Genomic DNA, 11518 nt, shown 5'->3' on the forward strand with positions numbered 1-11518 from the left:
CATGTCCACCATGGCCGTTCCCGACGTCGCCACCGCCACGGTCGACGAGGGGTTCTGGACGCGCAACCGCAAGGTCGGCGCGGCCCTGCTGGCGCTGGGCGTGCTCGCCGCGGTGCTCTTCGGGGCGCTCGCCACCGACCGGCAGGCCCGCTTCACCCTCAGCGAGACCGAGGGCGGCGCGGCGCTGGAGATCAACGGCACGATCGGCGCGATCCTGTTCGGCGTCATCGCCACAGCGGCCGGCGGCGCGCTGCTGGCCGGGGTGCCGAAGCGCTGGTTCACCCTGGTGCTCGGCGTCGGGCTGGTCGCCTTCGTGCTGAGCTTCCTCTGCTGGCAGGTCTCCGCCGCCCCCGAGGGCCGCAACTTCATGCCGATGGTCAACATCGTGCGGGGCACGTTCATCCTGGCCCTGCCGCTGGTCTTCGGCGCGCTGGCCGGTGTGCTCTGCGAGCGCTCCGGCGTGGTGAACGTGGCGATCGAGGGCCAGCTGCTGATGGGCGCCTTCAGCGGCGCGCTCTTCGGCAGCCTGTTCAACAGCGTGTGGGTCGGCCTGGTCGCCGCGGCCATCGGTGGCGCGTTCATCTCGCTGCTGCTGGCGGTCTTCGCCATCCGCTACCTGGTCGACCAGGTGGTCATGGGCGTCGTGCTCAACCTGCTGGCGGTCGGCATCACCGGCTTCCTCTACGAGCGGCTGATGCAGACCAACGCGGAGAAGTACAACAGCGCGCCGCGCTTCACCAACTGGGAGATCCCGCTGCTCAAGGACATCCCGGTGATCGGGCCGGCGCTGTTCCGCGGCAACCTCTTCCTCTACGTCGGCCTGCTGCTGGTGCTGGTCATCCACCTCGCGCTGTTCCGTACCCGGTGGGGCCTGCGCACCCGTTCGGTGGGCGAGCACCCGACCGCGGCGGACACCCTCGGCGTCAAGGTGCTGGGGCTGCGTTACCGCAACGTGCTGCTCGCCGGTGTCGTCGCCGGCATTGGTGGCGCGTCGTACACGCTGGCCCTCTACACCTTCACCAAGAACATGATCGGCGGTAAGGGCTTCATCGCCCTCGCCGCGCTGATCTTCGGCCGGTGGAGCCCGACCGGCGCGCTGCTCGCGGCACTCTTCTTCGGCTTCGCCGACCAGCTCGCCACCTACCTCGGCGCGATCGGCAGCAGCATCCCCAGCCAGTTCCTGGCGATGCTGCCCTACCTGGCGACGATCCTGGCCGTGGCCGGCCTGGTCGGCCGGGTCCGGGCACCCGCGGCGGACGGCAAGCCGTACATCAAGGGCTGACGCGCACCGACGGTCCGTGCCCGGTGGGGACTTCCCCGCCGGGCACGATCGCGTCCGGTCCGACCACCCTCGCGTCGCGGACGGTGGTGCCGTGATGACGGCAGGCCAAGTACGTGATCCGCCGGCCGGACGGCACGACCGAACACCGGACCATCCCCACCCAGTGGGAGTCGAACAAGTGGGTGAACCTCGGGGTCTTCGACTTCACCGGGACCGGGACCCCGTCGGTGCAGCTGAGCAACTTTACTCTGGACGGCACCGGGGTGCAGGACGTCGTCTGGGACGCCATCGCCGTCCAGCCGCTGGCCAGCAAGCCCCGGCACTTCGTGGTGGCGCTCGGCGACTCGTACTCTTCCGGAGAGGGGGCGGGAGACTACACCCGGGTCAGCAACCAGTACGGCGACGACGAACCGTCCCGCAACTCGTGCCGGCGCAGCCCGCACGCGTGGTCGCAACAAGCCGTCATCCCGGGGGCGTCGGCCAACATCGGGACGCTGGCCGCGCAGAACAATCCCAGCATCGACGCGCAGTTTGTGGCGTGCAGCGGCGCTGTGACACTCGACCTGCTGAGCCGGAGCAAGTACGGCGAGGTGGCGCAGCTCGATCAGGGATCGCTCAACGCGAACACCACGGCGGTGATGCTGTCCATCGGTGGCAACGATGCCCGGTTCTCCAAGATCGGCATGTCCTGCGCGACGGATATCGACTGCAGCGCCCCGGACTACTACATGGAGGGTGACGACCAGCCGCTGTGGAAGCAGCAGCAGGAGCTCATCGCGGGCGACGTAAAGAATTCCGTGCAGGAGGTGGTCCGGCAGATCCGGCTGAGGGCGCCGAACGCGAGGATCTTCGTAATGGGTTACCCGCACCTGTTCGAGAATGGCTGCCGGTACGCGGTGACGTTGCCACCGGACATCCCGTTCGGGTTCTCGGAGAACGAGACGGCGTTCCTCAACAGCCTTGCCGACCAACTGACGGCGATCCTGCCGTCGGATGCCGTCAACAAAGTGCACGGCATGGACGCGCGCAGCGAGTTCGCCGGGCACGGCATCTGCGGCAGTCCGGAGTACCTGCACGCGGCGGTGCCCGGTGACGCGTTCTAGGACGACGACGGCGACCCGCAGCAGTTGTCCAGCATGGAGACGATGCACCCGAACCGGGACGGCAACCTGGCGTACGCCCGGATCCTGAGCAACTATTTCAGCCTGTACGGCTACACCTGGTGACAGCGTCGTGGGGCTCGGTCGATCCCCGGCCGGGCCCCACGGACGGAGAGGACGAAGTGGAAGTGATAGAGAGGGCCGTCGCAGCAGCGGTGCCGGGTGCGCTGGGCGCGGCGGTGTGGGCTTCCGCCTGGCGTACCGAACTGCGGTTCCAGGCGAGTTGCGAGCCCACGGTGATCGGCGACTGCATGAGCTGGCGTCTCCCCGCGCTCCTGATCGGGCCGCTGGTGGTGACGGCACTGGTCTGGTTCGTGCTGCGGCTGGCCGGCGCGGACCGGGCGGCGCCGTCGGCGCTGCTGGGCGCGGTGGTCGCCGCCGACGCCCTGCTGCTCTGGGAGGCGGCCCAGCCTCGCTGGCTGCCCCCGAGTGGCGGGCTCGCCGCACTGCTCGGCGGCACCGGGTTTGCGCTCGGCGTCTTCCTGGCGGTGGCCCGGCTGCCGCTGGTCGTGCAGGTGCTGGCGGCGGTGCTGCTGCTGGTGGTCCCGTTCGGCCTGGTGCCCGTCGTGTATCAGGCCGCGCGGCAGAACGGCCGGGCGGAAGCCTTCGCCCGGCTTGGGCTGCCCCTGACGGTCACCCGGGTGCACGGCTACCGGCTGGTCGCCGCCCACCCGAACCAGCGTGACCGAGTGCTGACCGTGACGCTGAGCGGGGGACAGCATTCCATCACGGTCTGGACCATCCCCGTTCCGGCCGGCTTCGCGCCGCCCGCGCACTGCGGCCCGACCACAGGCGACCTCGACGCCCGCCGGTTCGCCGTCGACCCGGCGGTCGCACCGCCCTGTCAGCTCGTGAGGGCGGAGCACTGGCTACGGCTCGAGCGCACGGACCGCGTGCACCTGCTGCGGCGGGGCGACGCGCTGGTCGTCGTCGACCCGGGTGTCGGTGCGCCGGCCGCCGACGTGGACGCGGCGGCGGCGAACCTGACCGAGGTCAGCCCGCGCCAACTGGTGGAGTCGAGCGGCGGCTGACCGTCGTCGACACCCCGACGAGGGGGCGGTCCGGCGGAGGATCGGGACCCCCTTCCCGCGCCCCACCAGGAGCATTACGGCAGAATCATGGGATGACCGAGATTGACTGGGAGCGGCTGCGGGCCGCCGCCACCGAGGTGATGCGGCACGCGTACGTGCCGTACTCCAAGTTCCCGGTCGGCGCGGCCGCCCTGGTCGACGACGGGCGGATCGTGGTCGGCTGCAACGTGGAGAACGCCGGCTACGGCGTCACCCTCTGCGCCGAGTGCGGAGTCGTGTCGTCCCTGCACGCCACCGGGGGCGGCCGGCTGGTCGCCATGTCCTGCGTCGACGCCACCGGCGAGCCGCTGATGCCCTGCGGCCGGTGCCGGCAACTGCTCTGGGAGAACGGCGGCCCGGATTGCCTGGTGGAGACGAAGGGCCGGCCGCTGCGGATGGCCGAGCTGCTGCCGCATGCCTTCGACGTGGCCGACATCGAGGCGGTCACCGGGGAACACCCCGTCCCGGTGGTGCCCGACCGGCTGGCCGCCTGGCGGGGTCGGGGCACCGTCTTCGCGCACCCCGACATGTCCGCCGGACAGCAGGTCTGGACGGCGTACTGGGAGCGGTCCGCGGGCGACGAGGGCGCCGAGACCGGCGTGCTGGAGGAGGGCCCGAGCTGGGACGACCCGGCCGAGGCGATCACCTGGGGGCTGGCCCGTACGCCCCGGGTCGTGGTGGTGGACGCGTCGGGCACCATCTTCTGGGCGGGTGAGGGGGAACCGCCGATGGAGATCCCCGTACGCTGGTCTGCTTCTTGAGCTTGGGGGATGGGCCCGACCGTGCCCGGCTCCGGGCGGTCAGGCTTGATCCCTCCGCCGGGCACGGTCGGGCCCATCCCTCGGTGGTCGCTGTCCGTGGGTCGGTATCTGCAACGACTGGAGAAAGATCATCTGATGAGTGCGTTTACGGCGGTTGATGTCATCCGGACCAAGCGGGACGGGGGTGTGCTGAGCGACGCCCAGATCGACTGGGTGGTCGATGCGTACACCAAGGGGCTGGTCGCCGACGAGCAGATGTCGGCGTTGGCCATGGCGATCCTGCTGCGTGGCATGTCCGCGCCGGAGATCGCCCGGTGGACCGCCGCGATGATCGCCAGCGGCGAGCGGCTGGACCTCTCCCCGGTGGCCCGGCCGACCGTGGACAAGCACTCCACCGGCGGTGTCGGTGACAAGATCACGCTGCCGCTCACCCCGCTCGTCGCCGCCTGCGGCGGCGCGGTGCCGCAGCTGTCCGGGCGCGGCCTGGGGCACACCGGCGGCACCCTGGACAAGCTGGAGTCGATCCCCGGCTGGCGGGCCGCGCTGAGCAACGACGAGTTCATCGCCCAGCTGCGCGACGTCGGCGCGGTGATCTGCGCGGCCGGCGAGGGGCTCGCCCCGGCCGACCGCAAGCTGTACGCGCTGCGCGACGTCACCGGCACCGTCGAGGCGATCCCGCTGATCGCCAGCTCGATCATGAGCAAGAAGATCGCCGAGGGGACCGGCGCGCTGGTGCTCGACGTCAAGGTCGGCTCCGGCGCGTTCATGAAGTCCGTCGACGACGCCCGCGAGCTGGCCCGCACCATGGTCGAGCTGGGCGGCGCGCACGGCGTGCGGACGGTCGCCCTGCTCACCGACATGTCCACCCCGCTCGGCCTGACCGTCGGCAACGCGGTCGAGGTGACCGAGTCGGTGGAGGTGCTGGCCGGTGGTGGGCCCGCCGACGTGGTGGCGCTGACCCTGGCGCTGGCCCGGGAGATGCTGGACGCGGCCGGCCTGCCGGACGCCGACCCGGCCGCCGCGCTGCGCGACGGGCGGGCGATGGACTCCTGGCGGACGATGGTCCGGGCCCAGGGCGGCGACCCGGACGCCCCGATGCCGACCGCCAACGAGGTCGAGGTGGTCCGCGCCGAGGCCGACGGTTTCGTCGAGTCGGTCGACGCGTACGCGATCGGGGTGGCCGCCTGGCGGCTCGGCGCCGGACGGGCCCGCAAGGAGGACCCGGTCAGCGCCGCCGCCGGTGTGGTGCTGCACAAGCGTCCCGGTGACCCGGTGCGGGTCGGCGACCCGCTCTACGAGCTCCGTGCCGACCAGGCCACCCGGATTCCGGCGGCCCGGGCCGAGGCCGAGCGGGCGGTCCGCATCGCGCCGGCCCCGTCCACGGCGTCTTCGCTGGTCATCGAGCGGATCGGCTGAACGGTCGGCCCTCGGGGCCGGTCGGCCGACGGCCGTGCCGGTGCCATGGTGCCGGCCCGCCCGGACGGCTATCCTCCCTGGTCAGGGGGGATGGACCGGCGTCACGCCGGATGTGAGCAGACAGGGATGCAAGCTGTGCGCGTACCCGCCCCCGACCCCCGGGAAGTCCGTGACGCGAGCCTGGACGAGCTGTCCCGGTTGCGCCTGCCGTTGCCGCCCGCGCAGTTCCCGCTGGTGTGGGAGCCGGGTGACGAGATCGAGTTGCGCCCCACCGGCGAGATCGAGGCGCGGATCGCCGTCCTGCACCTGATCCTGGCCCGCTGCTTCGGGATGCCGCCGCGAGCGGCGATGGAGTGGCTGCTCGCCTCACACCTGGTGGACATGGTCACGCCGCCCGAGTGCGAGTTCGTGATGGGCGGCAAGGGCGACCACCGCTCCTTCGTGCTGCACCACGACGCGCTCTTCTCGCTGGCCTGGGTGCTCGGTCTGACCAAGCAGCTCGACCCGACGATACCGGTGGACGAGCGGCTGGTGGAGCGGATGCCGCACCTGGCCGGCGGGGAGCTGTTCGGGCAGTGGCGGGCCCGCATTCTCGCCGCGCCGCAGCACCCGGCGGACGCCGCCGCCCTGCTCGACCTGCACTACTGCCTGGACTGGGCTTACCTGGAGACGGAGCGGGCCGGTCGGCGGCTGCCGGGCCTGGTCGACGCCAACGCCATCGGGCAGCGGCGTTGGGCGTTGGAGTGGGCGGTGGTGCTGCGCGGGCCGTACCACGACGAGCCGCCGGGCTGGGAAGAGGTCGACCTCTCCACCTGAGTCAGCGCGGCCGCCACACGGTGAGCCGGACCTCGGCGGTGACCTCGACCGGCCGGGGGAGCGCCGCGATCCGTGCGGCGAGCCGCTGCGGGTCGGTGTGCCAGGCGCTCGGTCCCATCCCGACCAGCGTCGCCACCTCGTCGCCGGTCAGCGTGAGCCGGGCGGTGTGCGTCCCGTCGCGTTCCGGGGTGAAGTGACCGGCGAGGCTGTCGGCGACCCGGTCGGCCTTGGCCGGGTCGACCCGGAGCAGGCCGAGCGCGTCCACCAGTTCGGCGAGGTGCGCCCCGGTCGGGGTGACCACCAGCAGCGCCCCGGCCGGGTCGAGCACCCGGTGGAACTCCGCACCGTTGCGCGGGGCGAAGACGTTGAGCAGCACGGCCGTCGAGGCGTCCGCCAGCGGCAGCCGCTGCCAGGTGTCGGCCAGCGCGGCGGCGGCCCGCGGGTGGGCGCGGGCCGCGCGGCGCAGCGCCGGCTTGGCGACGTCCAGGGCCAGACCGACGGCGTCGGGCAGCGCCGCCAGCACCGCCGCGAGGTGCCGGCCGGTGCCCGCCCCGGCGTCCACCACCAGCGGGTACGCCCCGGTGATCTGCCCGGCCACCGGCCGCGCCGCATCGGCCAGGGCGGCGGAGACGACGTCGTAGTGCCCGGCGGCCAGGAAGTCGGCCCGGGCGGCGACCATCTGCGCGGTGTCCCCGACGTGCGGTGCGCGGCCGGTGAGCAGGTTGACGTACCCCTGGCGGGCCACGTCGAAGCTGTGCCGGCGCGGGCAGCGCAGGGTGCGGGTGCCGCCGGTGGCGGCCTCGGCCACCGGTTCGGCGCAGACCGGACAGCGCAGCCGCGCGAGGACCTGCGGGTGCGTCACGGTCACCGGCTGGTCGGACGGATGCGACGCGGTCACCCGGGAAGCCTACGTGCCCGGGGCGGGTCGGACGTCGAGGCAGGTCAGCCGTCGGTCGGGGCGTCGGTGTCGTCGCGGGGGGCGCGGCCGGCGGCGAGCCGGTCGACGACCCGGTGGGTGAACCGTTCGAGGGCGGCCAGTTCGTCCGGTTCGAGCAGGTCGATCAGGTGCCGGCGGACGGCGGCGACGTGGCCGGGCGCGGCGGCCTCGATCGCCCGGCGCCCCTGGGCGGTGAGGACCACCACCGTGCCCCGGCCGTCGGTGGCGCACTCCTCCCGGTCGACCAGGCCGCGCTGCCGCATCCGGGCGAGGTGGTGGGAGAGGCGACTGCGGGACCAGAGCATCCGGTCGGCCAGCTCGCTGAGGCGCAGTCGCCCGTCCGGGGTCTCGGAGAGGTCGGAGAGGACGTCGTAGTCGGGCTCGGAGAGGCCGGCGTCGCGGGCCAGGTCGCGGGCCAGTTCGAGGTCGAGCAGCCGGCGCATCCGGCGGTAGCCCCGCCAGGCCCGGTCCTCGCGCCCGTCCAGCCAGCGTGGTGCGTCCATGCCGGCGATGGTACCCACTTGGTTGACATGTCATCGAACATCGCCCTACGGTCGATGACATGTCAACCACACTGTGGGAGTTGTTCGGCGAGCGCGGTCGCGGGGTGCTCGTGACGCTGCGCCGCGACGGTCGTCCGCAACTGTCCAACGTCGACTACCTCGCCCAACCGGGCCTGATCCGCTGCTCCACCACCGGTGACCGGGCCAAGGCGCGCAACCTGCGGCGCGACCCCCGGGCCAGCTTCCACGTCACCACCGCCGACGGCGGCGCGTACGCCGTCGCCGAGGCCACGGCCACCCTGTCCCCACCCGCCGCGGCGGAGGACGATGCCACCGTGGAGGAACTGGTCGAGGTCTACCGCCGCATCCGGGGGGAGCACCCCGACTGGGCGGAGTACCGGGCCGCGATGGTCGCGGACGGCCGGCTGGTCGTCCGGCTCGCCGTGGAGCGGGTGTACGGCTGGCGTCCCTGACCGGGGGCAACCGGTCGCGCCCCGTGCCGCGACCGGCTGCCCCCTGGATCAGTCGTGCCCCGGCGTGCCCAGGGCGGGGTCGTCGAACGACCGGGTCGCGCCCGTGACCACGCAGCGCGGCCCGGGCAGCCGGTAGAACGCCCAGCCGGACAGCCGGCTGTCGTTGACCGGTTCCGGCCGCAGGTGCACGGCGAGCAGCAACCCTTCCGGGACCCGGTCCGGGTGGATCAGCACGCCGCCGCCAGCGGGCAGCGTGACCGCCGCGTCCGAGCCGAACCCGGTACGCATGTCGACCCGCGCCTCGGTGCCCCGGTCCGCGCGCGGGCAGTCCGCCTCGGTTCGGGTGGTGACCAGCAGCGCGCGGGCCCCCACCCGACGCAGCTCGGCGTTGGCCGCGGTCGGGTCGGCCATGTCCGCCTGCCGCACCAGCAGAGTGCCGTCCGGGCCCACGGTCGGCCCGGCGGCGGGGACGGTGGCGGTGCCGGCGGGGGGCGGCTGGACCCGGTCGGCGAGGACCACCGCCGCGCCGGCGGCGGCGAGGGTGGCCAGCCCGGCGCCGGCCACGGCGGCCCACCTCCGCCGCGCGGGCGCCGCCCGTGTCTCCGCCGGCGCTATCTCCCGGCGCAGCGCGTCACGGCGTACCCGGATCCGGTCGGCGGGCAGGTGCGGCAGGTCCGGACGGAGCGGATCGTGGTTCATCGGTCCTCCATCGCGAGGTCGGCGAGCACGCCGGTGCGCAGTTGACGGTGGGCCCGGGCCAGCCGGGACTTGACGGTGCCGAGTGGGATGCCGAGCATGACGGCGGCCTCCGCCTGGGTCTGCCCGAGCCACACGCACGCCTCCACCACCTCCCGGTCACGCCTGGGGAGCTGGGCGAGGTGACGCTGCACGGCGGCCACCCGGCGTTCCGCGTCCACCCGCTCGGCGACCACCTCGGCGTGGTCGGCGGAGGGTGCGGGCGGTGGGACCCGGTCCAGCGCCGCCCGGTGCCGTCGCAGCGACCGGTGGTGGTTGCGGCTCACCCCGAGCGCGATGCCGTAGAGCCACGGCAGCACGCTCTCGCCGTACGGCACCATCGCGTGCCGCCGCCGCCAGGCCTCCAGGAACACCACCGAGACCAGGTCCTCCGCGGCCGACCAGGACCCGGTACGTCGCAGGCAGTACCCGAACACCGCGTCCGCGTGCCGCTCGAAGAGCGTGCCGAACGCCGTGGTGTCGCCGTCGACGCTCTGGGCCCAGAGCTGTCGGTCGTCAGTCATGTCGCGCCCTCCCTGCCCCTGTCATGTCCGTACGGGGTGGTGCGGTTCACGCCGGCGCGCCGCCGGCCGGTCCCGTCCCGGGCCGGGTCGTGGGGCTGACTAGGGTCTGAGCATGGTCGCAATCCGATACGAGGACATCGTCAAGGTCCCGAAGGCGCTGCTGCACGATCATCTCGACGGCGGCCTGCGGCCGGCGACGGTCGTCGAACTCGCCGCCGAGGTGGGCCACGAACTGCCCACCACCGATCCGGAGGCACTCGGCCGCTGGTTCGTCGACGCCGCCAACTCGGGGTCGCTGGAGCGCTACCTGGAGACGTTCGCGCACACCGTCGCCGTCATGCAGACCGCGCCGGCACTACGCCGGGTGGCCCGTGAGTGCGCGCTGGACCTGGCCGCCGACGGGGTGGTCTACGCCGAGGTCCGGTTCGCCCCGGAGCAGCACCTCGAACAGAACCTCACCCTCGACGAGGTGGTGGAGGCCGTGGTGGCCGGCTTCACCGAGGGCGCCGCCCAGGCCGCCGAGGCCGGCACGCCGATCCGGATCGGCACCCTGCTGACCGCGATGCGGCACGCCGCCCGTTCGCAGGAGATCGCCGAGCTGGCCGTCCGGCACCGGGACACCGGCGTGGTGGGCTTCGACATCGCCGGCGCCGAGGCGGGCTTCCCGCCCACCCGGCACCTGGACGCCTTCGAGTACCTCCAGCGGGAGAACTTCCACTTCACCATCCACGCCGGCGAGGCGTTCGGCCTGCCCTCGATCTGGCAGGCCATCCAGTGGTGCGGCGCCGACCGGCTGGGCCACGGCGTACGGATCGTGGACGACATCACCCCCGGTCAGCGGCCGGTGCTGGGCCGGCTGGCCGCGTACGTCCGGGACAAGCGCATCCCGCTGGAGCTCTGCCCGTCGTCGAACGTGCAGACCGGCGCCGCCGCGTCGATCGTCGACCACCCGATCGGCCTGCTGCGTGACCTGCGGTTCCGGGTGACGGTGAACACCGACAACCGGCTGATGAGCGGCACCTCGATGTCGCGGGAGATGGCGCTGCTGGTGGAGGCCTTCGGCTACGGCTGGAAGGAGCTCCAGTGGTTCACCATCAACGCCATGAAGAGCGCCTTCATCCCGTTCGACGAGCGGCTGGAGATCATCGACGAGGTGATCAAGCCGGCGTACGCGAAGCTGCTGGGCTGATCACTGTCGCGGGTGGCCGGCGACCATGCCGGCCACCCGCTGCAGGATCTCGCCGGCCCGGGCGGCCTCGGCCCCCAGACCGGTCTGTCGGCGCAGCACCGCCGGTTCCGCCCGCAGCAGCGCCACCCCGCGCCGGATCAGCACCTTCGGCGCCTTGCGCTGCTCCGCCAGGTCCCGGGCGAGCCGCCGGACGAAGGTGGTCCCGCGCGGGCGGCGCAGCGCGTACGCCCCGGCCAGCAGCCCTCGGCGGCGGCACTCCTCGACGATCTCGGCGGCGAAGATCCCTTCGGCGATGAAGAGTGGCGATCCGGTCACCTGGAACGGCCGGGTGGCCACCCGGCGGTCGGCACCGATCGCATAAACCGGCACTTCGGCCTTGCCCTCATGGGCCAGTCGGGCAATTGTTTCCACGGCTGTTCCGGCATCCCAGGACTCCGGCGAGTCCCAGTCCACCAGCCCGTCGTGGCGCGGCAACGTAGGGTCATCGCCGTCCTTGTAGAAGTCGTCCAAACACAGCACCGGAAGTCCGGTTCGCTGCGCTATGTACGACTTTCCGGAGCCGGAAGGGCCGGCGAGGAGGACGACGCGGTGACGGTATTCCATTACGTTCGGTAACTCCGGCCAGACGGATTGCTATCAAATTGCATCAACA

13 protein-coding genes are annotated in these 11518 nt (G+C 72.8%); 8 read left to right on the forward strand and 5 right to left on the reverse strand.

The window, feature by feature from the left end; translation table 11 throughout:
* Position 1 precedes the first annotated feature (1 nt).
* The 6 genes from GA0070560_RS05760 to GA0070560_RS05785 all read left to right on the forward strand — a co-directional run bounded on the left by GA0070560_RS05760 (position 2) and on the right by GA0070560_RS05785 (position 6505).
* Positions 2-1282: an ABC transporter permease gene (locus GA0070560_RS05760; RefSeq protein ID WP_091292258.1), complete on the forward strand. Its 1281-nt coding sequence runs from the start codon at positions 2-4 to the stop codon at positions 1280-1282.
* 113 nt (positions 1283-1395) lie between these two features.
* Positions 1396-2385 carry an SGNH/GDSL hydrolase family protein gene (locus tag GA0070560_RS05765; RefSeq protein ID WP_245675379.1) on the forward strand — a complete coding sequence of 330 codons (990 nt, stop codon included), beginning with the start codon at positions 1396-1398 and terminating at the stop codon, positions 2383-2385.
* 179 nt (positions 2386-2564) lie between these two features.
* Positions 2565-3473, forward strand: a complete 909-nt coding sequence (locus tag GA0070560_RS05770) for a hypothetical protein (RefSeq protein ID WP_139131447.1) — start codon at positions 2565-2567, stop codon at positions 3471-3473.
* A gap of 92 nt (positions 3474-3565) precedes the next feature.
* Positions 3566-4273 (forward strand): cytidine deaminase, encoded by a 708-nt coding sequence (locus GA0070560_RS05775; protein ID WP_091292262.1) that lies wholly within the window; start codon positions 3566-3568, stop codon positions 4271-4273.
* Positions 4274-4408: 135 nt separating this feature from the next.
* The gene (locus GA0070560_RS05780; RefSeq protein ID WP_091292264.1) at positions 4409-5689 is read left to right on the forward strand and encodes a thymidine phosphorylase; all 1281 of its coding nucleotides are present in this window, start codon (positions 4409-4411) and stop codon (positions 5687-5689) included.
* Between the two features lie 126 nt (positions 5690-5815).
* Positions 5816-6505 (forward strand): DUF4272 domain-containing protein, encoded by a 690-nt coding sequence (locus tag GA0070560_RS05785; protein WP_170839300.1) that lies wholly within the window; start codon positions 5816-5818, stop codon positions 6503-6505.
* 1 nt (position 6506) lies between these two features.
* Here GA0070560_RS05785 and GA0070560_RS05790 read toward each other — a convergent pair whose 3' ends face one another.
* Positions 6507-7367: a putative RNA methyltransferase gene (locus GA0070560_RS05790; protein WP_091292964.1), complete on the reverse strand. Its 861-nt coding sequence runs from the start codon at positions 7365-7367 to the stop codon at positions 6507-6509.
* Positions 7368-7447: 80 nt separating this feature from the next.
* Entirely contained in the window at positions 7448-7945 is a 498-nt protein-coding gene (locus tag GA0070560_RS05795; RefSeq protein ID WP_091292966.1) for a MarR family winged helix-turn-helix transcriptional regulator, read from the reverse strand.
* A gap of 59 nt (positions 7946-8004) precedes the next feature.
* On the opposite strand from GA0070560_RS05795, the gene GA0070560_RS05800 reads away from it, so the two are divergent.
* Complete coding sequence (locus GA0070560_RS05800; RefSeq protein ID WP_091292268.1) at positions 8005-8418, forward strand: PPOX class F420-dependent oxidoreductase; 414 nt, start codon at positions 8005-8007, stop codon at positions 8416-8418.
* 48 nt (positions 8419-8466) lie between these two features.
* Here GA0070560_RS05800 and GA0070560_RS05805 read toward each other — a convergent pair whose 3' ends face one another.
* Positions 8467-9117, reverse strand: a complete 651-nt coding sequence (locus GA0070560_RS05805; RefSeq protein ID WP_091292270.1) for a hypothetical protein — start codon at positions 9115-9117, stop codon at positions 8467-8469.
* Entirely contained in the window at positions 9114-9677 is a 564-nt protein-coding gene (locus tag GA0070560_RS05810; protein WP_091292272.1) for an RNA polymerase sigma factor, read from the reverse strand. Before GA0070560_RS05810 ends, GA0070560_RS05805 begins: the two co-directional genes overlap by 4 nt.
* A gap of 112 nt (positions 9678-9789) precedes the next feature.
* Between GA0070560_RS05810 and GA0070560_RS05815 the strand changes: the two genes are divergently transcribed.
* Positions 9790-10866 (forward strand): adenosine deaminase, encoded by a 1077-nt coding sequence (locus GA0070560_RS05815; RefSeq protein WP_091292274.1) that lies wholly within the window; start codon positions 9790-9792, stop codon positions 10864-10866.
* Here the strand turns inward: GA0070560_RS05815 and GA0070560_RS05820 are convergent, their stop codons facing one another.
* Positions 10867-11385, reverse strand: coding sequence for an ATP-binding protein (locus GA0070560_RS05820; RefSeq protein ID WP_245675380.1), 519 nt, complete (start codon positions 11383-11385; stop codon positions 10867-10869).
* Between the last annotated feature and the right edge of the window lie 133 nt (positions 11386-11518).

It is taken from the genome of Micromonospora halophytica (assembly GCF_900090245.1).
GTDB lineage: Bacteria > Actinomycetota > Actinomycetes > Mycobacteriales > Micromonosporaceae > Micromonospora > Micromonospora halophytica.

Excerpts from the sequence above, each read along its gene's own strand:
- GA0070560_RS05800 (WP_091292268.1), top strand. The coding sequence starts at position 8,005 with ATGTCAACCACACTGTGGGAGTTGTTCGGCGAGCGCGGTCGCGGGGTG.
- GA0070560_RS05780 (WP_091292264.1), top strand. The coding sequence starts at position 4,409 with ATGAGTGCGTTTACGGCGGTTGATGTCATCCGGACCAAGCGGGACGGG.
- GA0070560_RS05810 (WP_091292272.1), bottom strand. The coding sequence starts at position 9,677 with ATGACTGACGACCGACAGCTCTGGGCCCAGAGCGTCGACGGCGACACC.
- GA0070560_RS05815 (WP_091292274.1), top strand. The coding sequence starts at position 9,790 with ATGGTCGCAATCCGATACGAGGACATCGTCAAGGTCCCGAAGGCGCTG.
- GA0070560_RS05785 (WP_170839300.1), top strand. The coding sequence starts at position 5,816 with ATGCAAGCTGTGCGCGTACCCGCCCCCGACCCCCGGGAAGTCCGTGAC.
- GA0070560_RS05760 (WP_091292258.1), top strand. The coding sequence starts at position 2 with ATGTCCACCATGGCCGTTCCCGACGTCGCCACCGCCACGGTCGACGAG.
- GA0070560_RS05805 (WP_091292270.1), bottom strand. The coding sequence starts at position 9,117 with ATGAACCACGATCCGCTCCGTCCGGACCTGCCGCACCTGCCCGCCGAC.
- GA0070560_RS05775 (WP_091292262.1), top strand. The coding sequence starts at position 3,566 with ATGACCGAGATTGACTGGGAGCGGCTGCGGGCCGCCGCCACCGAGGTG.
- GA0070560_RS05795 (WP_091292966.1), bottom strand. The coding sequence starts at position 7,945 with ATGGACGCACCACGCTGGCTGGACGGGCGCGAGGACCGGGCCTGGCGG.